General features: G+C 73.4%; 18 protein-coding genes, 4 tRNA genes and 1 other RNA gene. 9 read left to right on the top strand and 14 right to left on the bottom strand.

Features of this window, described 5'->3' with window-relative positions; genetic code table 11:
* Positions 1-29: 29 nt before the first annotated feature.
* From purF to purS, 8 genes are all read right to left on the bottom strand, one after another.
* A complete protein-coding gene (purF, locus tag ACIQ8B_RS02870; RefSeq protein ID WP_106413525.1) occupies positions 30-1,556 on the bottom strand; it encodes an amidophosphoribosyltransferase in 1,527 nt (508 codons plus the stop codon).
* A gap of 62 nt (positions 1,557-1,618) precedes the next feature.
* Positions 1,619-2,404, bottom strand: coding sequence for an META domain-containing protein (locus ACIQ8B_RS02875; RefSeq protein WP_290001953.1), 786 nt, complete (start codon positions 2,402-2,404; stop codon positions 1,619-1,621).
* A gap of 53 nt (positions 2,405-2,457) precedes the next feature.
* Positions 2,458-3,255, bottom strand: coding sequence for a maleylpyruvate isomerase family mycothiol-dependent enzyme (locus ACIQ8B_RS02880; protein WP_290001954.1), 798 nt, complete (start codon positions 3,253-3,255; stop codon positions 2,458-2,460).
* A 9-nt stretch (positions 3,256-3,264) separates the two neighbouring features.
* Positions 3,265-4,101, bottom strand: a complete 837-nt coding sequence (locus tag ACIQ8B_RS02885; RefSeq protein WP_403544815.1) for a M23 family metallopeptidase — start codon at positions 4,099-4,101, stop codon at positions 3,265-3,267.
* Positions 4,102-4,126: 25 nt separating this feature from the next.
* Positions 4,127-4,609, bottom strand: a complete 483-nt coding sequence (locus ACIQ8B_RS02890; RefSeq protein ID WP_106413521.1) for a helix-turn-helix transcriptional regulator — start codon at positions 4,607-4,609, stop codon at positions 4,127-4,129.
* Positions 4,610-4,767: 158 nt separating this feature from the next.
* The gene (gene purL / locus ACIQ8B_RS02895; protein ID WP_403544817.1) at positions 4,768-7,026 is read right to left on the bottom strand and encodes a phosphoribosylformylglycinamidine synthase subunit PurL; all 2,259 of its coding nucleotides are present in this window, start codon (positions 7,024-7,026) and stop codon (positions 4,768-4,770) included.
* Positions 7,023-7,703, bottom strand: coding sequence for a phosphoribosylformylglycinamidine synthase subunit PurQ (purQ, locus tag ACIQ8B_RS02900; RefSeq protein WP_290001959.1), 681 nt, complete (start codon positions 7,701-7,703; stop codon positions 7,023-7,025). Before purQ ends, purL begins: the two co-directional genes overlap by 4 nt.
* A complete protein-coding gene (gene purS, locus ACIQ8B_RS02905; RefSeq protein WP_006133353.1) occupies positions 7,700-7,963 on the bottom strand; it encodes a phosphoribosylformylglycinamidine synthase subunit PurS in 264 nt (87 codons plus the stop codon). The genes purQ and purS overlap by 4 nt, the downstream gene beginning before the upstream one ends.
* Before the next feature lie 354 nt (positions 7,964-8,317).
* Here purS and ACIQ8B_RS02910 point away from each other — a divergent pair, with 354 nt between their 5' ends.
* The 8 genes from ACIQ8B_RS02910 (at position 8,318) to ACIQ8B_RS02945 (ending at position 12,945) form a co-directional block, all read left to right on the top strand.
* On the top strand, positions 8,318-8,635 hold the full coding sequence (locus ACIQ8B_RS02910) for an Lsr2 family protein (RefSeq protein ID WP_403544820.1): 318 nt from the start codon (positions 8,318-8,320) through the stop codon (positions 8,633-8,635).
* A 159-nt stretch (positions 8,636-8,794) separates the two neighbouring features.
* A tRNA-Gly gene (locus ACIQ8B_RS02915) sits at positions 8,795-8,866 on the top strand.
* A gap of 80 nt (positions 8,867-8,946) precedes the next feature.
* Positions 8,947-9,019, top strand: a tRNA-Gly gene (locus ACIQ8B_RS02920).
* 159 nt (positions 9,020-9,178) lie between these two features.
* Positions 9,179-10,150 carry an ABC transporter ATP-binding protein gene (locus ACIQ8B_RS02925; RefSeq protein ID WP_403544822.1) on the top strand — a complete coding sequence of 324 codons (972 nt, stop codon included), beginning with the start codon at positions 9,179-9,181 and terminating at the stop codon, positions 10,148-10,150.
* Positions 10,147-10,923 (top strand): ABC transporter permease, encoded by a 777-nt coding sequence (locus ACIQ8B_RS02930; RefSeq protein WP_290001968.1) that lies wholly within the window; start codon positions 10,147-10,149, stop codon positions 10,921-10,923. The genes ACIQ8B_RS02925 and ACIQ8B_RS02930 overlap by 4 nt, the downstream gene beginning before the upstream one ends.
* An 80-nt stretch (positions 10,924-11,003) precedes the next feature.
* Complete coding sequence (locus ACIQ8B_RS02935; RefSeq protein WP_403544825.1) at positions 11,004-12,236, top strand: sensor histidine kinase; 1,233 nt, start codon at positions 11,004-11,006, stop codon at positions 12,234-12,236.
* A gap of 5 nt (positions 12,237-12,241) precedes the next feature.
* The gene (locus ACIQ8B_RS02940) at positions 12,242-12,847 is read left to right on the top strand and encodes a response regulator transcription factor (RefSeq protein WP_290002725.1); all 606 of its coding nucleotides are present in this window, start codon (positions 12,242-12,244) and stop codon (positions 12,845-12,847) included.
* A 25-nt stretch (positions 12,848-12,872) separates the two neighbouring features.
* A tRNA-Gly gene (locus ACIQ8B_RS02945) sits at positions 12,873-12,945 on the top strand.
* A gap of 98 nt (positions 12,946-13,043) precedes the next feature.
* On the opposite strand, the gene ACIQ8B_RS02950 is transcribed toward ACIQ8B_RS02945, so the two are convergent.
* The 6 genes from ACIQ8B_RS02950 to ffs form a co-directional block, all read right to left on the bottom strand.
* The gene (locus ACIQ8B_RS02950; protein ID WP_403544827.1) at positions 13,044-13,943 is read right to left on the bottom strand and encodes a phosphoribosylaminoimidazolesuccinocarboxamide synthase; all 900 of its coding nucleotides are present in this window, start codon (positions 13,941-13,943) and stop codon (positions 13,044-13,046) included.
* Positions 13,944-14,120: 177 nt separating this feature from the next.
* Entirely contained in the window at positions 14,121-15,497 is a 1,377-nt protein-coding gene (locus ACIQ8B_RS02955) for a N,N-dimethylformamidase beta subunit family domain-containing protein (protein ID WP_403544829.1), read from the bottom strand.
* 211 nt (positions 15,498-15,708) lie between these two features.
* Entirely contained in the window at positions 15,709-17,472 is a 1,764-nt protein-coding gene (locus tag ACIQ8B_RS02960; protein WP_403544831.1) for a hypothetical protein, read from the bottom strand.
* Between the two features lie 319 nt (positions 17,473-17,791).
* A complete protein-coding gene (gene purD / locus ACIQ8B_RS02965; protein WP_290001984.1) occupies positions 17,792-19,045 on the bottom strand; it encodes a phosphoribosylamine--glycine ligase in 1,254 nt (417 codons plus the stop codon).
* A 144-nt stretch (positions 19,046-19,189) separates the two neighbouring features.
* Positions 19,190-21,400: a DNA polymerase III subunit gamma and tau gene (locus tag ACIQ8B_RS02970; RefSeq protein WP_403544834.1), complete on the bottom strand. Its 2,211-nt coding sequence runs from the start codon at positions 21,398-21,400 to the stop codon at positions 19,190-19,192.
* Between the two features lie 48 nt (positions 21,401-21,448).
* Positions 21,449-21,547, bottom strand: an RNA gene (gene ffs, locus ACIQ8B_RS02975) — signal recognition particle sRNA small type.
* A 72-nt stretch (positions 21,548-21,619) separates the two neighbouring features.
* Here ffs and ACIQ8B_RS02980 point away from each other — a divergent pair.
* Positions 21,620-21,707: transfer RNA gene (locus ACIQ8B_RS02980), tRNA-Ser, on the top strand.
* Positions 21,708-21,846 lie beyond the last annotated feature (139 nt).

Below are 21,846 nucleotides of genomic sequence, written 5' to 3' on the forward strand. Positions count from 1 at the left end.
GTGAGAGCTTTCGTGTCGTCCGTCAGGGCTTACGGGCGGCGGATCGCGTCGACCGCGGCCGGGGCGGCGGTGCCGGCGGCCAGCTCGGTCTCCAACAGCTGCTTGCCGAGGAGCTCGGGGTCGGGCAGCTCCATCGGGTACTCGCCGTCGAAGCAGGCGCGGCACAGGTTGGGCTTGGCGATGGTGGTCGCCTCGATCATGCCGTCGAGGGAGATGTACGCCAGGGAGTCGGCGCCCAGGGAGGTGCCGATCTCCTCGATGGTCATGCCGTTGGCGATCAGCTCGGCGCGGGTGGCGAAGTCGATGCCGAAGAAGCAGGGCCACTTCACGGGCGGCGAGGAGATCCGGATGTGGACCTCGGCGGCGCCCGCCTCACGGAGCATGCGGACCAGGGCCCGCTGGGTGTTGCCGCGCACGATCGAGTCGTCGACCACGACCAGGCGCTTGCCCTTGATGACTTCCTTGAGCGGGTTCAGCTTCAGGCGGATGCCCAGCTGCCGGATGGTCTGCGAGGGCTGGATGAACGTACGGCCGACGTACGCGTTCTTGACCAGGCCGGCGCCGAACGGGATGCCGGAGGCCTCCGCGTAGCCGATGGCGGCGGGGGTGCCGGACTCCGGCGTCGCTATCACCAGGTCGGCCTCGGCCGGGGCCTCGGCGGCGAGACGGCGGCCCATCTCGACGCGCGAGAGGTAGACGTTCCGGCCGGCGATGTCGGTGTCGGGGCGGGCCAGGTACACGTACTCGAAGACGCAGCCCTTGGGCTTCGCTTCCGCGAATCGGGACGTTCGCAGTCCGTTCTCGTCGATGGCGACGAACTCGCCCGGCTCGATCTCGCGTACATAGCTCGCGCCGCAGATGTCGAGGGCGGCGGACTCGGAGGCGACCACCCAGCCGCGCTCCAGCCGGCCGAGGACCAGCGGGCGGATGCCCTGCGGGTCGCGGGCCGCGTAGAGGGTGTTCTCGTCCATGAAGACGAGGCTGAAGGCGCCCTGGACCTTGGGCAGGACCACGTGTGCGGCCTGCTCCACGGTCACCGGCTCGCCGTCGGCGGCGCGCTGGCCGGCCAGCAGGGCGGTGATCAGGTCGGTGTCGTTGGTCGCGGCCACCTTGGGCGCGCGGCCGTTCTCCTTGGGGAGCTCGGCGACCATGCCGGCGAGCTGCGCCGTGTTCACCAGGTTGCCGTTGTGCCCGAGCGCGATGGATCCGTGCGCGGTGGCGCGGAACGTCGGCTGGGCGTTCTCCCACACGGAGGCGCCGGTGGTCGAGTAGCGGGCGTGACCGACCGCGATGTGACCCTGGAGGGAGCCGAGGGAGGTCTCGTCGAAGACCTGGGACACCAGGCCCATGTCCTTGAAGACGAGGATCTGGGAGCCGTTGCTGACCGCGATTCCCGCGGATTCCTGGCCCCGATGCTGGAGGGCGTAGAGCCCGAAGTACGTGAGCTTGGCGACCTCTTCACCCGGAGCCCAGACACCGAAGACGCCGCAGGCGTCCTGGGGGCCCTTCTCTCCGGGGAGCAGGTCGTGGTTGAGTCGTCCGTCACCACGTGGCACGCCACCGAGTGTAGGCGAGACCGGCCGCTGATCCGAATGCGGGATGCGGGCCCGCGGGTGGGTCAGCGGGCCGCGACGGCCCGCATCTCGGTGCCGTTTTCGCTGGTCAGGGTGAGGGTGTCGCCGTCGACGGCGTAGGCGGCGGTGCCGTTGAAGAGCTTCGTCAAAGCCTTCTCGGCGTCCATGAGTGAGTCTTCGCACATCATTCGGGTCAGGGACGGGACGCCGAGGGTGATATGGCCGTCGCGCACGGTGGCGTCGGCGTTCACCTGGTTGCAGCCCAGGTTCCCGGAGACCGCGCCGCGCTTCTCGTCGAAGGTGAGGTGGGCGCGGCCGGCGCCGTCGGGGGTGGTGACGCTCCAGCGGGTGCCGTGCAACGGGCTGTCCTCGGTCTCGCTGAGGCGCACGGTGTCTCCGGACGCGGCGGTCAGCGTCAGGCGGCCGCCCGCCACGTCGGCCTTGAGCTCTCCGGCGGCCAGGACGCGGGAGACGGCGCTCTCGCCCCGCATGACCTGCTCGTCGCAGGCCCGCAGGGTGGTCTCCGGGCCGGTGATGCGGACGCGGTCGCCGTCGGTGCGGACGCGGGCCTCGAAGAGGTTGCAGCCGTAGCTGCCGGTGGCCCGGCCGTCCTCGCCGAGGGTGAGGTGGGCTCCGTCGGGGGCACGGTGGGTGGCGCCGTCGACGGTGACGCTGTCGACGGTCCAGCGGACGCCGGTGACCGGCCGCTCCGCCTCGGCGGCGCCGCTGCCGGCGCCCGCCTTCTCGCTGCCGCAGGCCGCGGCGAGCGGGACGACGAGCACGGCGACGGCCGTCAGGGTCCTGCGCGCGGTGTGCTTGTGTCGGTCCATGCCGTTCCGACGGAAGGGCGGAGCGAGTGGTTCCCCCGTTACGTGCCCGCTGCTCAGCCGAGCAGCGGCAGGTACGGCCCGAGGTCCGCGCGCTCGCCGCTGGCGCCGACCGCGGCGGAGGCCACGGCGTCCGGCCAGGAGAGACGGCCGCCGGCCAGCCGGATCCAGGTGAGCGGGTCGGTCTCGACGACGTTCGGCGGGGTGCCCCGGGTGTGCCGGGGGCCTTCGACGCACTGGACCACGGCGAACGGCGGGACGCGCACCTCCGTCGAGCCGCCGGGCGCCTTCGCGGCGAGCACGTCGGCCAGCAGCCGGACGCAGGTGGCCTGCGCCTGCCGGTCGTACGGGACGTCCAGGCCGGGGACCGCGGCGTTCAGGTCGTCGGTGTGGACGACGAGCTCCACGGCGCGGGTGACGACGTAGTCGGCGAGGGGCAGGGCGCCCGCGCTGGTCGGGAGCAGCCTGCCGCCGGGGTGGGTGTCGAGGCGGGCGGTGAAGCGCCGCTCGGCGTCCGCGAGGTAGGCGTCGAGGTCGGGGTGGCCGGCCGCGAGCCGGTGCGCGGTGTCCGCAATGGCGCCGGCGTCGGCGGCGACGGCCGAGGGCCAGTCGAGGAGCCGCGCGTCCTGCCGGGCGGGCTCCGGCTCGTCCAGCAGCCGGTCCACGGCCAGCAGCGCGGTGCCGATGTGGGCGACCAGCTGCCGGACGGTCCAGTCGCCGAGCCGGGTCGGCGCGGCGAGCTGCTCCGGGGTGAGGGCGCGGACCGCCGTGCGTACGTGCCCGAACTGGGCCAGGACGGCGGCGCGGGTCCTGGCGGGGTCGTAGGAGCGGGGGCGTTTCCTGGCCGGTGGCATGGCGGAAGCCTATGCGCGGGCGCCGGCCCGCTGTGCCGGGACCTCGAACACCTCGTTGTTGCGGGGGACGCCTGTGCCGCGCCAGGTGAAGGGGATGCCCCGCGCGGTGTCCGGGTCGGGTCCGTCCATGAGCTGGAAGTGCAGGTGGGGTTCGGTGGAGTTGCCCGAGTTGCCGACCTGGGCGATCACCTGGCCCGCGCGCACCCGGTCGCCCTCGCCGACGGTCAGGGAGCCGCGCCGGAGGTGGGCGTAGAGCGCGTAGGCGCCGTCGCCGAGGTCGAGGATCACGTGGTTGCCGATGATCCTCCCGGCGCCGAACAGGTCCCGCACGTTCGCCTCGAGGAGCATCAGGTACGCCAGCGCGGGCAGGGAGCCGCGGCTGAGGTGGTCGCGCGCCCGGTCGGTGGCCCGGACGACGGTGGCGTCGCCCACCGCGTGCAGCGGGGCGCCGTAGGCGGGGAAGTCGCCGTTGCGGCGGGCCATCGGCCACAGCGCGCGGAACGCCGGACGGGAGCCCGGCTCGGGCTCGGCGACGACGTCGATGGCGAAGGTCTGGCCGTAGGCATGGGTGTGGTGGCTCGGGGTGTGGTCCGCGGGGCTGTTCAGCGCGATCCAGCGGCCGGTGACCGGCGGCTCGACCTCGACGGGCTCCCGGGCGGCACGGGGGCTGTCCGGGGCTCCGCCCCACCGGTTGGCGACGACCAGTACGACGTGGGCCAGCAGCAGCGGCAGGAAGTCCCACCACACCGGATGGCCGAGGTCCAGCGTCACGTGGGCGGTCACCAGGGCGAAGAAGGCGATGAGGAGCCCGCGGTAGGCGGTCTTGGCGAGTTTGCGTGCGGACATGCTTCCCCCAGTGCTCGTCGGTGCGTCAGTGCCGTGCCGCCGCCAGCGCCACCAGCAGCGGCACCACCCGGCCCGCCGGGACCTCGTGGCGGCCCCGGCCGGTGGTGCGCAGCCAGCCGGCGGCGGTGAGCTGGCGCAGGTGGTGGTAGATCTGCCCGGTCGTGCCAATGTCGTCCAGCTCCGCCAGTTCGGCGGCGGTGCGGCGGCCGCCGGTTATCTCGCGGAGCAGCCGGAGCCGGACCGGGTGGCCGAGGGCGGCGAAGGACTCCGCCGCGTCCGGCCACTCGTAGGTGAGCAGGTCCGAGGTGAGCGCGCCGTGCTGCCAGTCGTACCGCTCGCCGGTCGGCAGCCGCACCGCGCCGGTGAACAGCACGCCTCCGTCGGCCGCCTTCAGCTCGGCGAGCTGCTCCTTGAGCCCCTCCAGGGCCCAGAAGTCGCCCTCCCCCACGCGGGGGGCCGTACGGTCGGCCGCTTCGAGCGCCGCCAGTCGGCGCTCCAGCTCGGTCATGCGCTCTTCCAGTTCCACGAATTTGAGATTACGTAACTACGTAATCCCGCGCAAGAGCCTGTGGACACTATGGACATCTGTGGCCCCGGACACGACGGAGCCCCCGCCGGAAGGGGCGGGGGCTCCGGAAGGGCCGGGCGTGGGCCGGCCGGGAGGGGTCAGGCCAGCAGCGCCGGGATCGTCCCCTCGTGGGTCTCGCGCAGTTCGGCCAGGGTGAGCGAGAACTCGCCCTGGACCTCGACCGTGTCGCCGTCCACGACGCCGACGCGGGTGGCCGGCAGGCCGCGCGCACCGCACATGTCGTTGAAGCGGACCTCCTCCGAGCGCGGCACGGCGACGATCGCGCGGCCGGCCGACTCGGAGAACAGGAAGGTGAACGCGTCCAGCCCGTCGGGCACCACCAGACGCGCGCCCTTGCCGCCGAGCAGGGCCGACTCGACGACCGCCTGGATCAGACCGCCGTCCGACAGGTCGTGCGCGGAGTCGATCATGCCGTCGCGGGAGGCGGAGATCAGGATCTCGCCGAGCAGCCGCTCACGCTCCAGGTCGACCCGCGGGGGCAGGCCGCCGAGGTGGTCGTGGATCACCTGCGACCAGGCCGAGCCGCCGAACTCCTCGCGGGTGTCGCCGAGGAGGTACAGCAGCTGGCCCTCCTCCTGGAAGGCGACCGGGGTGCGGCGGGCCACGTCGTCGATGACGCCGAGGACGGCGACCACCGGCGTCGGGTGGATGGCGGCCTCGCCCGTCTGGTTGTAGAGCGAGACGTTGCCGCCGGTCACCGGCGTGCCGAGCTGCCGGCAGCCGTCCGCCAGACCGCGCACGGCCTCGGCGAACTGCCACATGACCGCCGGGTCCTCCGGGGAGCCGAAGTTCAGGCAGTCGGAGACGGCGAGCGGCTTGGCGCCGGTCGTCGCCACGTTGCGGTAGGCCTCGGCGAGGGCGAGCTGCGCGCCCGTGTAGGGGTCGAGCTTGGCGTACCGGCCGTTGCCGTCGGTGGCGATCGCGACGCCGAGGCCGGACTCCTCGTCGATGCGGATCATCCCGGAGTCCTCGGGCTGGGCGAGGACGGTGTTGCCCTGTACGAAGCGGTCGTACTGCTGGGTGATCCACTGCTTCGACGCCTGGTTGGGCGAGCCGACCAGCTTGAGGACCTGGTCCTTCAGCTCCTCGCCGGTCCGCGGCCGGGGCAGCTTGTTCGCGTCGTCCGCCTGCAGCTCGTCCTGCCAGGACGGGCGGGTGTAGGGCCGCTCGTAGACCGGGCCGTCGTGGGCGACCGTGCGCGGGTCGACGTCGACGATCTTCTCGCCGTGCCAGTAGATCTCCAGGCGGTCGCCGTCGGTCACCTCGCCGATGACGGTGGCGATGACGTCCCACTTGTCGCAGATCTCGAGGAACCGGTCGACCTTCTCCGGCTCCACGACGGCGCACATGCGCTCCTGCGACTCGCTCATGAGGATCTCCTCGGGCGAGAGCGTGGAGTCGCGCAGGGGCACGTCGTCGAGGGTGACGCGCATGCCGCCGGAGCCGTTGGAGGCCAGCTCGGAGGTGGCGCAGGACAGGCCGGCCGCGCCGAGGTCCTGGATGCCGACGACCAGCTTCTCCCGGAACGCCTCCAGGGTGCACTCGATGAGGAGCTTCTCCTGGAAGGGGTCGCCGACCTGGACGGCGGGACGCTTGGAGGGCTTGGCGTCGTCGAAGGTCTCGGAGGCCAGGATCGACGCGCCGCCGATGCCGTCGCCGCCGGTGCGGGCGCCGTACAGGATGACCTTGTTGCCCGCGCCGGACGCCTTGGCGAGGTGGATGTCCTCGTGCCGCATGACACCGATCGCACCCGCGTTGACCAGCGGGTTGCCCTGGTAGCAGGCGTCGAAGACGACCTCGCCGCCGATGTTGGGCAGGCCCAGGCAGTTGCCGTAGCCGCCGATGCCGGCGACCACGCCGGGCAGCACGCGCTTGGTGTCGGGGTGGTCGGCGGCGCCGAAGCGCAGCGGGTCCACGACCGCGACCGGGCGCGCGCCCATCGCGATGATGTCGCGCACGATGCCGCCCACGCCGGTGGCCGCGCCCTGGTAGGGCTCGACGTACGACGGGTGGTTGTGCGACTCGACCTTGAAGGTGACCGCGTAGCCCTGGCCGACGTCCACCACGCCCGCGTTCTCGCCGATGCCGACGAGCAGCGCGTCGGACTCGGGGGCCTTCTCGCCGAACTGGCGCAGGTGCACCTTGGAGGACTTGTACGAGCAGTGCTCGGACCACATGACGGAGTACATGGCGAGCTCGGCGCCGGTGGGACGGCGGCCGAGGATCTCCACCACCCGCTCGTACTCGTCCTTCTTCAGGCCCAGCTCGGCCCAGGGCAGCTCGACGTCGGGGGTGACGGCCGCGTGCTCGACCGTGTCCAGAGGCGTCCGGCTCATGCGTTGACCAGCTTCTTGAGGATCGACGTGAAGAAGGGCAGGCCGTCGGTACGGCCCGTACCGATCAGCGACTCGACGGCGTGCTCGGGGTGCGGCATGAGACCGACGACGTTCCCGGCCTCGTTGGTGATGCCGGCGATGTCGTTGAGCGAGCCGTTCGGGTTGAAGTCGAGGTAGCGGAAGGCGACACGCCCCTCGGCCTCCAGCTCGTCCAGCGTGTACCGGTCGGCGACGTAGCGGCCGTCCATGTTCTTCAGCGGGATGTGGATCTCCTGGCCGGCCGCGTAGTCGGTGGTCCAGGCGGTGTCCGCGTTCTCCACCCGCAGCTTCTGGTCGCGGCAGATGAAGTGCAGGTGGTCGTTGCCCAGCATGCCGCCGGGGAGCAGGTGCGCCTCGGTGAGGATCTGGAAGCCGTTGCAGATGCCGAGCACCGGCAGGCCGGCCCTGGCCTGGTCGATGACGGTGTCCATGACCGGCGAGAAGCGCGCGATGGCGCCGGCGCGCAGGTAGTCGCCGTAGCTGAAACCGCCGCAGAGCACCACGGCGTCGACCTGCTTGAGGTCCTTGTCCTTGTGCCAGAGGGCGACGGGCTCGGCGCCCGCGACGCGGATCGCGCGCTGGGTGTCCCGGTCGTCGAGGCTGCCCGGGAAAGTGACGACGCCGATACGAGCGGTCACTTCGCAGCCTCCGCGACTTCCTCGACCCGGACGGTGAAGTCCTCGATCACGGTGTTGGCGAGGAAGGATTCCGCAAGATCGTGGATACGGGCGAGCGCGGCCTCGTCGACCGGCCCGTCAACTTCCAGTTCGAATCGCTTTCCCTGACGGACGTCCGAGATCCCTTCGAAACCCAGTCGCGGCAGTGCGCGCTGCACCGCCTGGCCCTGGGGGTCGAGGATCTCCGGCTTGAGCATGACGTCGACTACGACGCGTGCCACTGGCACTCCCGGTGTGTGGTGCTGAGCAGGTTCCTTCAGACTACCCGCACAAAATTTCTACGCGAGTAGAGTTGTAGGAATCTACGTGAGCACCGTCACAATTCGGCATCACGGAGAGGCTTGCCGGAAAAGATCCGGGAAAGATCCGTGTTCTCCCGCGCATCGCTATTGCGCCCGGACGCGCGGGCAGATTTAGTCGGGCTTCCCATTGCATTGCCGGGCACTGTACAAATGAATTGTCATTAGCAGATACTCAGCCCGATTACAGGCGGACAGCCGACATCTCTGGGGCGTACCGGCACGTCATGACGGACGTCCGGACGGAAGAGGTGCCGCACGAAGGGACCGATATTCGTGGCGCAGAAGGTCGTGGTCACTCTCTTCGACGACATCGACGGCTCGGAAGCGGCGGAAACGATCGCCTTCGGACTCGACGGCACGTCGTACGAGATCGACCTCAACGAGGCGAACGCCAGGAGACTGCGCGAGGCGCTCGAGCCCTACGTGGACGCCGGCCGCAAGCGCGCCCGCTCCGGCGAGGTCTACCGGCAGACCGAGGTCGCCCCGGACCCGGCGGCCGTGCGCGCCTGGGCGCAGGCGCACCGGATGGACGTCCCCGCCCGCGGCCGCATCCCCAAGCGGGTCTACGAGGCGTTCGCCGCGGCCCGCTGAACCGCACTCCCGTACGGAGCCGGCCCCGGTCGGGTGAGCCCGCCGACGGCCGGTCACCGTCCCCTCGCGGCAGCCGACTTGCGCAGCCCCCCTGCTGATCAGCTAGAGTCTGGAGCACGCCGAGGGGCGAGGCCGAGAAAAGGCCCGGCCCGAGGACATGCGGGTGTAGTTCAGTAGTAGAACATCCCCCTTCCAGGGGGAAGGCGCAGTGTGCAATTCCTGTCACCCGCTCTGCACCGCCGTACCCTCCACGGTCGTGGATCAGGTAAGCTGGTGCCCGCGCCGATCGGTGAGAGCCGGTCGGAGGCAATGCGGACGTAGCTCAGTTGGTAGAGCGCAACCTTGCCAAGGTTGAGGTCGCGAGTTCGAGCCTCGTCGTCCGCTCGGGACAAGACCCCGGTCCATCGGACCGGGGTTCTTTCGTGTACCCGCCTCACGCACCCGCCTCAAGGCGCCCGCTCCGCGAGGCCGTCTGACATTTGTCATGTCCGGTGGTGACACGGCGCACTGCCGGACCCTCGCCCCGGACGGGATGCTCGAGGCATGCAAACGACCGGACTTGAGAACGTGATCGAGGTCACGGGCCTGCGACGCGTCTACGGGGGCGGGTTCGAAGCGGTGCGCGGGATCGACTTCACCGTGCGGCGCGGAGAGATCTTCGCCCTGCTGGGCACCAACGGGGCCGGCAAGACCTCCACCGTCGAACTCCTCGAAGGACTCGCCCCGCCCGCTGGCGGGGCGGTACGGGTCCTCGGCCACGACCCGTACACCGAGCGCGCCGCCGTACGGCACCGCACCGGCGTGATGCTCCAGGAAGGGGGCTTCCCCTCCGAGCTGACCGTCGCCGAGACCGCCCGCATGTGGGCGGGCTGCGTCAGCGGCGCACGCCCCGAGCGGGAGGTGCTGGCGATGGTGGGCCTGGACTCCAAGTCCGACGTCCGGGTCAAGCAGCTGTCCGGCGGACAGCGGCGGCGCCTGGACCTCGCGCTCGCGCTGCTCGGCGACCCCGAGGTGCTCTTCCTCGACGAGCCGACCACCGGACTCGACGCCGAAGGCCGCCGTGACACGTGGGAGTTGGTGAGCGCCCTGCGCGACTCCGGCACCACCGTGCTGCTCACCACGCACTACCTGGAGGAGGCCGAGAACCTCGCCGACCGGCTCGCGATCATGCACGACGGACGGATCGCCGTCACCGGCACCCCGGCGGAGGTCACCGCGACCGAGCCGTCCCGGATCACCTTCGACCTGCCCGAGGGCTACCACCTGGGCGACCTCCCGCCGCTCGACGGAATGGGCGTGACCGGCCACGCCGTGGACGGCCGCACCGTCCGGCTGCGCACCCACGACCTGCAGCGCTCGGCCACCGCACTGCTGGTGTGGGCGCGCGACGCGGGCGTGGAGCTGCGCCGCCTCGACGTGCGCTCGGCATCCCTGGAGGAGGCCTTCCTCACCATCGCCAAGGACGCCTCGGCCCCCGCGGCGAACGGCGCCACCACGGAGGAGTACGCGGCATGAGCACCACCACGACCACCCCGGCCGGCCGGATGGCCTCCCTGGCCCGGGCCGAACTGACGCTGCTGGGACGCAACAGGAGCGCCCTGGTCGCCGGGCTCTTCGTGCCGCTGATCATGCCGCTCAGCGTGCGTTCCGCCGCCGAGGAGATGAACCTCGCGGAGGCCGGGCTCACCCCCGGCACGCTCGTCCTGCCCGCCGCCGTCGGCTTCTCGCTGCTGTTCGCCGTGTACTCCACCCTCGTCGGCGTCTACGTCGTCCGGCGCGAGGAGCTGGTGCTGAAGCGGCTGCGCACGGGCGAACTGCGGGACGCGGAGATCCTCTCCGGGGCCGCGCTGCCTGCCGTCCTCACCGGGCTGCTGCAGTGCCTGCTGCTGATCGCGGGCTGCGCCGTGCTGCTCGACCTGTCGGCGCCCTCCGCGCCGCATCTGGCCGTGATCGGCCTTCTGCTGGGCCTCGTGATGAGCGCGGCGCTCGCCGCCGCCACCGCGAGCTGGACCCGGACCGGCGAGAGCGCCCAGGTCACGCCCATGCCGCTGATGTTCGTCTCGATGCTCGGCTCCGGGATGTTCGTCCCGCTGGAGCTGTTCCCGGACCGTCTGGCGTCCGTCTGCGAGCTGCTCCCGCTGACGCCGGTCGTCACCCTGGTGCGCGGCGGCTGGACCGGCGGCCTCTCGGCCGGGGAGTCCCTCGGGGCCCTCGCGGTGGCGCTGGCCTGGACCGCACTGGCGGTGTTTGCTGTACGGCGGCGGTTCCGCTGGGAGCCGCGGCGCTGAGGCGCTGACCAGGGGCGGACGACACCCGGCACCGCGGTGACGGGTGCGGCGCCGGAGATCGGCAGGGACAGGAGCGGCGGATGGGAAGCCCGGGCGGCTGGTGGGGGCGCAAGAGCACACCCGCGAAGGTCGAGACGTACACGCGGTGGTCGTTCTACTTCATCGCGCTGTCCGAGCCGGCGGTGATCGGCGCGATGGCCTTCGGGCTGCTGGAGGCACGGCTCGCGCTGCTGCTCATGGTGCCGGTCGTCGGACACGTCGCGCTGGCCATGGTGATCGTCTCCCGCGCCCTGGACTGGACGTGCCGCCGGCGTCCCCAGCCGCTGCGGCTGCTGTGGGCGCTGGGCGCCGTGACCGCCGCGATCGCGGTCATGGCCCTCGTCCTCACCCGGCACGGCCCCGGCGGGGACGACGTCGACTCCGTCCTCAGGGCGGTCTTCGGCGCCACGCTCTGCTACGGCGTGGGCATGATGGCCCTCGCCATGAAGCAGCGGCGGCGCGTCGTCTGGCTCGTCGCCGGGTTCGGGGCCGGCGCGGCCCTGGTCACCTGGGCGCTCGGCACGCCCGTCCTCGCCGCGCTCACCAGGGCCGCGTTCGTGACGGCCTCGAACGGCTTCATCGCCGCCACCTCCTGCTTCTCCATCTGGCTGCTCAACGCCGTCTACGCCCTGGACGAGGCGCGCGAGACCCGGGCCCGGCTCGCGGTCGCCGAGGAGCGGCTGCGCTTCGGCCGGGACCTGCACGACGTGATGGGCAGGAACCTCGCCGTGATCGCCCTGAAGAGCGAGCTGGCCGTCCAGCTCGCGCGGCGCGAACGGCCCGAGGCGGTCGAGCAGATGATCGAGGTGCAGCGCATCGCCCAGGAGTCCCAGCGGGAGGTGCGGGAGGTCGTGCGCGGTTACCGCAGGGCCGACCTGGAGGCCGAACTCAGCGGGGCGCGGGGAGTGCTGAGGGCGGCCGGAATCGACTGCGAGGTCAGCGGCGAGACCGACGGGCTGCCCGCCGAGGTGCAGTCGGCCCTGGGCTGGGTGGTGCGGGAGGCGACCACCAACGTGCTGCGGCACGGCGACGCGAAGAAGTGCACCGTCACGGTGCGGAGGCCGGAGGGGCGTGTGGTGCTGACGGTGCGCAACGACGGGGCGGCGGCCCCCCACGGGTCGTCCCGTACGGGCGGGACGGGGCTGGCCGGGCTGCGGGAGCGGCTGTCCGCGGTGGACGGCACGCTGGACGCCGGGGAGGCCGGGGACGGCGAGTTCCGGCTCGTCGCGGAGGTCCCGCTGACCGCGCGGCCCGTGCTGGAGGTCGCGTCGTGACCGACGTGGTGCGGCTGCTGCTCGCCGACGACGAGCACCTGATCCGCGGGGCGCTGGCCGCCCTGCTGTCCCTGGAGGACGACCTCCTGGTGGTCGCCGAGGCCGCGTCCGGGCCGGAGGCCCTGGCGATGGCGCGGGCACACGCCCCGGACGTCGCCGTGCTCGACCTCCAGATGCCCGGCGCGGACGGTGTGAAGGTCGCCACAACCCTGCGGACGGAGCTGCCCGACTGCCAGGTGCTGATCGTGACCGGCCACGGCCGTCCGGGGCATCTCAAGCGGGCGCTCGCGGCGGGGGTGCGGGGGTTCGTCCCCAAGACCGTCAGCGCCCAGCGGCTCGCGGAGATCATCCGCACCGTGCACGGGGGAAACCGCTACGTCGACCCCGAGTTGGCCGCCGACGCGATCGCCGCCGGCGACTCGCCGCTGACCGCGCGCGAGGCGGAGGTGCTGGAGCTGGCGGCCGACGGGGCGCCCGTCGCGGAGATCGCGGAGCGGGCCCGGCTGTCCCAGGGGACCGTGCGGAACTACCTCTCCTCCGCCGTCTCGAAGCTCGGCGCGGAGAACCGGCACACCGCGGTGCGTCTCGCCCAGGAACGAGGTTGGGTATAGTGGTGCTCGCGCCACGGCGCAGCAGGCGAACGTAGCTCAGTTGGTAGAGCGCAACCTTGCCAAGGTTGAGGTCGCGAGTTCGAACCTCGTCGTTCGCTCAGAGGACGAAGGCCCCGGTCGATGACCGGGGCCTTCGTCGTGGGCGAGTGCCCTGGGGGCGGGGGCCGGGGGACGCGCCCCGGCCCCGGGCCCGCGTTCAGCTCCAGGTGGTGCCCGTCAGGCGCTCGTACGCCTCCACGTACTTCGCACGGGTGGCGTCCACGACCTGCCGCGGCAGCGGCGGCGGGGGCTGCTCGCTCTCGCGGTCCCAGCCCGACTCGGCCGAGGTCAGCCAGTCACGGACGAACTGCTTGTCGTACGAGGGCTGCGCGCGCCCCGGCTCCCACTGCTCGGCCGGCCAGAAGCGGGACGAGTCCGGGGTGAGCACCTCGTCCGCGATGACCAGGCCCTCCCCGTCGAAACCGAACTCGAACTTGGTGTCCGCGAGGATGATGCCCCGGTCCCGGGCGATGTCGCGGGCGCGGGAGTAGGCGGCGAGGGTTGCCTGGCGCAGCTGCGCCGCGGTGTCCGCGCCGACCTGGCGGGCGACCTCCTCGTAGGAGACGTTCTCGTCGTGCTCGCCGACGGCGGCCTTGGTGGCCGGGGTGAAGATGGGGGCGGGCAGCTCGGAGCCGTCGACCAGTCCCTCGGGCAGAGCCAGTCCGCAGACGGTCCGGCTCTCGTTGTACTCGGCGAGGCCCGAGCCGGTGAGGTAGCCGCGGGCCACGCACTCCACCGGGATCATGTTCAGCGACCTGCACACCAGGGTGCGGCCCGCCCAGTCCGCGGGGGCGCCGTCCGGGAGGTCGGTGCTCAGCACATGGTGGGGGAGCAGGTCCGCGAGCTGGTCGAACCACCACAGGGAGAGCTGGGTGAGCACCCGGCCCTTGTCCGGGATCTCGGTGGGCAGCACCCAGTCGTAGGCGGAGATGCGGTCGCTGGCGACCATCACGAGGTCGCCCGCCTCGTTCCGGTACAGCTCGCGCACCTTGCCGGTGTGCAGATGCACCAGGCCCGGAACCTGCATCGGCTCGGGCTTGTCGACGAATCCGGACACGGTTCCTCCGCGTGGTTGGACAGAAGGGACGCCCGCGGCGCTCCCGGCTCCCGCGAAAACTCCCGGAGGGCGGTGGCGGAGAGGGCCGGACGGTACGTCGATTCTCCCGTATGTGCGGGCGGGACGGCGGCCGGGGTGGTGCGGGCGGGTCCGACGGGCGAGGGCTCCCGCACCCCGTCAGGCGCGTTTGCAGACGCGGTCGAGCAGATTGACGGTGGCCCGCTGGATCCGGGGGTCGGCGTGCCCCGGCCGGTCGAGGGCCGGGGACCAGGCGAGCGTGCCCGAGGCGAAGACCCAGGCGCCGGACGGCGCGCGGTACAGGGAGGTCTCCTGGTGGCGCCGGGCGCCCCGCCGGTCGCCGTACGGGGAGTGCGCGAGCAGGATCCGCTCGTCGTGGCCGGGCAGCGGGGTGCGCGGGTAGTAGCGGTCGGCCCCGCCCGCGACCATGCCGTCGAGGGCGTCACCCTCGTGCGCGCCGGTCGCCTCCCACAGCCAGTGGCCGGCGTTGCGGACGATCAGCGGGCGCGGCCCCGGGACCGGACCGGCGTACTGGATGCCGAGCAGGTGCTGCTCCGCCCGGTCGTTCTCCCGCCACAGCGCGGGCCCGGCCTGACCCCGGCGTCTCCCGCAGGTCAGCAGCCGGTCGGGGCCGGACGGGGCGGGGGCCAGCTCGATCTGCCGGTGCAGGGTGCGGGCGGAGAGGAACACCAGCGAGGTGCCGTGGTCACGGGCGTCCTCCGCGGCCGCGCGCATCTCCGCCGTCCAGTACTCGTCCAGGCCGGGGAAGACCAGGCCCCGGTGGCGGGCCGGGTCGACACGGCCGGCGTGCAGGTCGCGGGCGGTGGCGTAGGCGAGGTCGTAGCCGTGGCGCTCCGCCCAGCGGATCACGTCGTAGGCGTGCTCGGCCTGCGGCGGGAGCCCGTCGCCGGCGTAGGGGCGGTCGAAGGTGACGGTGGTGACCGGGTCGGCCGCGTCGTGCTCGTCCTGGGCGGGGGCGAGGCTCGCGCCGGTGCGGCCGTCCGCCGCCGGGTACGGGTTGTACGCCTGCCAGGTGACGTCCGGCAGCACCAGCAGCAGGTCGGCCGCGCGGTCGTCGCGCACGGCGAACGGGACGTGCGCGCGGTGCCGCCCGTCCTCCGTGGTGAGCACGGCGACGTATGCGCCGACGCTCCAGTACGACGGGACCGGCAGCCGCCAGGACCGCCACCAGTGGTGGCAGGAGACGGTGCGTCCGGCGGTGAGCGGCGGGAGCTGCGCCGTGCCGTGGAGACGGGGGCCGGTGGTCATCTCGGCGGCGCCCCGGCCGTCGTAGTGGCCGATGCGGTGGACGCTGACGCGGAACGGCTGGGGCGGGTCGACGGTCACGTGGAAGTCGATCGAGTCGCCGGGTGCCACGGCGGAGGTGCCGGCGAAGCCTTCGATGCGGCCCTCACGGGGGGCACCGGTGTCGTTGCCGGAGGGGCGCTGCCACGGAAGGGCGACGGGTGCGAAGGGGTCACTGCCGTCGGGTGCCGGTGACCCCGTCGTCGCGTGGCGGACTCGCTCCGGTCGCATGATCGTTCTCCCTCCCCTGGGCGTGGACGGCCCCAGCACATCACAGTCCGCACGCGCGCCGTCACCGTTCGTCGCGTGTGCGCTGAAGTGGAAGGATGCACTCCGGGCGGGGCGGACGGCTCCGGCAGGGCGGAGCGGCTGCGGCAGGGCGGAGCGGCTGCGGCAGGGCGGAGCGGCTGCGGCAGGGCGGAGCGGCTGTTGCGGCTGCGGCTCAGACGAGGCGTACGGGCTTCTCGGGGCGTATGCCCTGACGGGTGAGCCACTTCCGCAGGCCCGAGGGGTCGCCGTCCTCGACGAGGGTCAGCACCTGGGGCGGCAGGTCGGTGGCGCGGGCGCCGCCGACGAGGAGGGTGGGCCCGTCGAGCCAGTCGAGACCGGGGGTGGCGCCCACGGTGTCCATCGCCGCGCAGCAGACCATCGCCGTGATGTGGTCGGCGAGCAGCTCCCGTCCGGCGCGGGGCGGCTGGAGCGGGAAGAGGGGCAGCGCGCGGTCGTCGCGCAGGGGGCCGGGATCGGGTGCCGCGGTGCTCTGCGGACCGGCGGGGACGGCGGCCGCGGCGGCCTCCTCGCGGGCCAGCTCCGCCGTGATGCGCGCGGCGAGGACGGCGCTGTGGGGGGTGCCTCCGGCCAGGTCGTCCTCCTCCGGGGCGACGGCCGGAACGGGCGCCGGGGGCAGGTCCGGTGAGGCGGCCAGGTGGGTCAGGACGCGGGCGAGGGTGGGCCCGTCGGGGGCCTGCGGCTCCTCGTCCGCGGGCGGGACGCGGAGCGCGTCGAGTATCCGGTGCAGGCGGGCGGCGTCGGCGCGCCACTTGCGGTCGACGACCTCCTCCGGATAGTCGCCCCAGTGGACCGGCGACCAGGCGGGGCCGGTCTCCGCGGGACCGCCGTGGAAGAGGCGGGCGGCGAGCAGGGAGGTGGCCTCGTCGACCGCGCCGGGCTCCTCCAGGAGGTCGCAGGCCGGACGCTCCCCGAGACGCGAGGCGAACCCCTCGGCCAGCCGGTCCCTCCGGGACAGCTCGGTGAGGGCGGCGACCACACCCGCGTTGAGCCGGGCGGGCCAGCGGCCCATCCGCCAGGCGGGCAGCGCCACCCGGGTCAGCAGCCGGTCCCAGCCCGCGTAGGCCAGACCGACCTGCTCCTGGGCGACGATCCGCAGCCCGTAGTCCACGGCCTTGGCACGCTCGGCCGCCGCGGCGGCGACCCCGCGCTCCATCTCGGCGGCGTGCACCCGGCTGCCGTGCAGCAGCAGGCGGGCCACCCAGCCGATCCCGGCGAACACCGCGCGGGACACCGGCCCGCGGTCCGGCGCCGACGTCACGGCGACCGCGGCGTCCAGGCCCCGTACGAAGCGCCGGGCGGCGGCTATGTCCGGGTGCGCCGACGGTCCCGTGCCGGCGACGACCGGGGCGAGCAGGGCGCGCAGCTCGGCCACCCGCATCCACCACAGGAACGGCGAGCCGATGACCAGCACGGGCGCGGCGGGCGCGCGGCGCGCGGCCCGGCCCGCATGGGCGATGTCGTCGTACTCCTCGGGCGGCGGGGGTCCGTGCGCGGGGTGGGTGCGGTCCTCCAGCCAGCTGTCGCAGTCCGGGGTGAGCGCTATGGCGGACGGCGCGGGAACGCCGAGGCGGTCGGCGAGGTCCCGCACCATCCGGTACAGGTCCGGGGCCGCCTCCTCGGCGACCGGCACGGTGGGGCTGACGGCGGGCCGGGCGCGGGCGACGACCAGGGCGACACCGGCGGCGAGCAGCAGCACGAGCACGGCGAGCGGCGTGAGGACGCGGCGGGCGAGGTCCCAGCCGGGGCCCGGCAGGTGGCCCGTGGAACCGCCGGCGAGCAGGATCACCGCGGCGGCGGCCGGCAGCAGCGCGACGGCCAGCGCACGGCTGCGGACGCGCAGCACGGCCAGCGCACGGGCCCGCGCGCCCTGAGCGCCTCGGGCGCCCGTCTCCGCCTCCACTCCGCTCGCGGTCATGGCCCGCCCTCACCCCCTCCCGGCGCCTGACGCAGTCCTGGCTTGCCCATGCCCCCCACTGTGGCACCCGCCGCTGACATCGCAATGCCGATGGGCCAAGTGCCGGAACGCTTGCGCGGCACCCTAGTTGGGGCCCCGGCCCCCGTCAGCCGGATGGCACATCGCTCACTCGATGGAATGGCTTTGGGGAAAGGTGGTCGACGGACGGCAAGGGTCAGGCCCCGGATCCTGGGGGATCCGGGGCCCGTGGGGTGGGTGAAGGCGCGGCTGGGGCGACCTGGCCCCTCGTGGGGGCCATGCCGCTGCTCACTCGCCCTGGTTACGCGTCCTGCGCCGCCTTCCGCGCGATGTCCGTACGGTGCTGGGAGCCGTCGAGCTTGATGCGGGCCACGGCCCGGTAGGCGCGGTCGCGGGCCTCGGTGAGGTCCTTGCCGGTCGCCGTCACGGACAGCACGCGCCCGCCCGCGCTGACGACCGTGTCGCCCTCGCGCCGGGTCCCGGCGTGCAGGACGTACGCGTGCGGGGCGTCCTGGGCGGCGACCTCGTCGAGGCCGGTGACGGGGTCGCCGGTGCGCGGGGCGCCGGGGTAGTTGTGCGAGGCGACGACCACGGTGACCGCGGCGTCGTCGCTCCAGCGGATCGGCTCCAGGTGGGCGAGGTTGCCGGTGGCGGCGGCCATCAGCAGCCCGGCCAGGGGCGTCTTCAGCCGGGCCAGCACCACCTGGGTCTCGGGGTCGCCGAACCGGGCGTTGAACTCGATCACGCGGACCCCGCGCGAGGTGATCGCCAGACCGGCGTAGAGCAGGCCGGAGAACGGCGTGCCGCGGCGGCGCATCTCGTCCACGGTCGGCTGCAGCACGGTCTCGGCGACCTCGTCGACCAGCTTGGGGTCGGCCCACGGCAGCGGGGAGTACGCCCCCATGCCGCCGGTGTTCGGGCCCTCGTCGCCGTCCAGCGCGCGCTTGAAGTCCTGGGCGGGCTGGAGGGGCACGACGGTCTCGCCGTCGGTGATCGCGAAGAGGGAGACCTCGGGGCCGTCGAGGTACTCCTCGACGACGACGCGCTCACAGCCGGCCGCGTGCGCGCGGGCCGTCTCGAGGTCGTCGGTCACGACGACGCCCTTGCCGGCCGCGAGCCCGTCGTCCTTCACGACGTACGGGGCGCCGAACGCGCTGAGGGCCGCGTCGACCTCGTCCGGAGTGGTGCACACGTAGGAGCGGGCGGTGGGCACGCCGGCCCCCGCCATGACGTCCTTCGCGAAGGCCTTGGAGCCCTCGAGCCGCGCGGCCTCCTTGGAGGGGCCGAAGACGGGGACGCCCGCCTCGCGCACGGCGTCGGCGACGCCGGCGACGAGCGGCGCCTCGGGGCCGACCACCACGAGGTCCGCGCCCAGCCGCACGGCCAGCGCGGACACGGCGGCGCCGTCGAGGGCGTCGACCTGGTGCAGCTCGGCGACCTCGGCGATGCCGGCGTTGCCGGGCGCGCAGTGCAGCGCGGTGACATCGGGGTCGAGGGACAGGGAGTGGCACAGGGCGTGTTCGCGGGCGCCGCTGCCGATGACGAGGACCTTCACGGGGGTCAGCCTAACGGCAGACGGCGGGCGCCTTTTGTGCGGGCTTCCGAACGGGCGGGGAGGGGGGTGTCGTGCGTTCCTCCAAAACCCGGGCCGCCCGCCGGCGCTTGCGCGCGTGGCTCCGTGGGGCCCGGCGGGCCGGCCCTACTCGTTCGTGAACTCCTCGACGACCGTCGCGCCCAGCTCGCGGACGAGGAGCTCCTGCCCGGAGAGGGCGGACTCGTCCAGGTCGGGGTCGTCGTCCTCCGGGATGTCGTCCTCGGGCGACACCGGAGGGGGCGGCTCCGGGGCGGCCGGCCGGGCCGGGGCGGCCGGGGCGGATGCCGAGGGGACAGGGGACGGAGGGGCGGGGGCCACCGCCGGAGGGGCGGAGGGCCGATGGCTGTCGCCGCCGCCACCGGGTGCTCCGTATCCGCCACCGCCGCTGCGGCCGCCGGACGGGCCGCCCGCCGGGCCGCCACCGCCGGACGGGTCGACGACCGCCTCGATCTTCCACTGCACGTTGAACTGCTCGGCCAGCGCCTGACGCAGCACGTCCTCGCTGCCGCTGCTGAGGAAGTTGTCCCGGGCGCCCGCGTTCACGAAGCCGAGCTGGAGGGTCGTGCCGTCGAAGCCCGTCACCTGGGCGTTCTGGCTGAGCAGGATCCAGGTGAAGCGGCGGCGGTTCTTGACCGTCTCCAGGATGTTCGGCCAGAGCATGCGGGGGTCGAGGCCGCCGCCGCTCGGGGGTGCGGCGGACGCCGAAGGTGCCGACGGGGCCGGGGGCGGGGCCGCCGACGGGGCGCCGGGCGGTGCCGGCTGCGCCCGGCCGGCGCCGCCGCCCGCCGGGGTGGCCGTGGGCCAGCCGCCGGGACGCCTGCCCGTACCGGCGCCCGCGCCGCCGGCGGGGGCGGCGGTGGGCCAGGCGCCGGGGGCAGGGGTGGGGGGCGCCGGCGGGGCGGGTGCCGGTGCGGCGGCCGCCGGGGGCGACTGCGGAGCGACAGGGGGAGGCGTCGGAGCGGGGGCCGGAGCCTGCGGCCGGGCCGGAGGGGGCGTGGATGCGGGCGACGCCTGCGCCCGTACGGCCGCGCGGGCCGCGGCGGGGCCGCCGCCGGGCTCGACCGCACCCGCGGGCGGAGCCCCGGCCCCATGGGCCCCGGGACCGGGGACGTACCCCATGGCGGGCGCGCCGGCGGCCGGACCGCCCGCCGAGAACTGCGCCCCGCGCTCGATGCGGTCCAGCCGGGCCATGACCGAGCGCTCGTCGCCGTACGCGGCGGGCAGCAGTACGCGTGCGCAGATCAGCTCCAGCTGGAGCCGGGGCGAGGTGGCGCCGCGCATCTCGGTGAGCCCCTCGTTGACGATGTCGGCGGCGCGGCTGAGCTCGGCGGGCCCGAAGGTGTCGGCCTGCGCCTGCATGCGCTCCAGGACGTCGGCGGGGGCGTCGATGAGGCCCTTGTCGGCGGCGTCGGGGACGGCGGCGAGGATGACCAGGTCACGCAGCCGCTCCAGCAGGTCGGCGACGAACCGGCGCGGGTCGTTGCCGCCCTCGATCACCCGGTCGACGACCTCGAAGGCGGCCGCCCCGTCACCGGTCGCGAACGCCTCGACGACGGAGTCGAGCAGCGAACCGTCCGTGTAGCCCAGCAGGGAGGTGGCCATGGCGTACGTCACGCCCTCCTCCCCCGCGCCGGCGAGCAGCTGGTCCATGACGGACATCGAGTCACGCACGGAACCGGCGCCGGCCCGCACCACCAGCGGCAGCACGCCCTCCTCGACGGCGATGCCCTCCTTCTGGCACACCTCACCGAGGTACTCGCGCAGGGTGCCGGGCGGGACGAGCCGGAACGGGTAGTGATGGGTGCGCGACCGGATGGTCCCGATGACCTTCTCGGGCTCGGTGGTCGCGAAGATGAACTTCAGATGCTCCGGCGGCTCCTCGACGACCTTGAGCAGCGCGTTGAAACCGGCCGACGTGACCATGTGGGCCTCGTCGATGATGTAGATCTTGTAGCGGCTGGACGCCGGCCCGAAGAACGCCTTCTCTCGCAGGTCACGGGCGTCGTCCACACCGCCGTGGGACGCGGCGTCGATCTCGATGACGTCGATCGAACCGGGGCCGTTGCGCGCGAGGTCGCGGCAGGACTGGCAGGTGCCGCACGGGGTCGGGGTGGGTCCCTGCTCGCAGTTCAGGCACCGCGCGAGGATCCGCGCACTGGTCGTCTTGCCGCAGCCGCGGGGTCCGCTGAACAGGTACGCGTGATTGACCCGGTTGTTCCGCAGCGCCTGCTGCAGCGGGTCGGTGACATGCTCCTGCCCGATGACCTCGGCGAAGGACTCGGGTCGGTAGCGGCGGTACAGCGCGAGAGACGACACGCCTACGAGGTTATAGGCGCACACCGACAACCGGGCCGGCCGCCGGGGAACGCAAGCGCCCCCCACGCACCCGCCAGAGCCAACCTACCCTTGCTGCCTTCCGGCCCTGGGGGAGTTCAGTCAGATAGCGCCGCGTGAGGGGCTACGCAGAGGCTACCTCATCACCCGGGGCGGGAACGAGTTCGCGAGCACTCCTCTCGGTCATGTAATGTTCCCACCGGAGGATTCGCCTAGAGGCCTAGGGCGCACGCTTGGAAAGCGTGTTGGGGGCAACCCCTCACGAGTTCGAATCTCGTATCCTCCGCCAGTGCCTCACCGGGCACGATGTCGAAGGGCCCCACCGCTTGCGGTGGGGCCCTTCGACGTTCGCGGATCTCGTTGTCCTGTCCCTGGTCCGCAGCGAGGTCTTCAGGCGCTCCCCACACGGTCCGCTCGGTCCTTCGGGG

Source organism: Streptomyces sp. NPDC096105 (assembly GCF_044763335.1).
Taxonomy (GTDB): Bacteria; Actinomycetota; Actinomycetes; order Streptomycetales; family Streptomycetaceae; genus Streptomyces.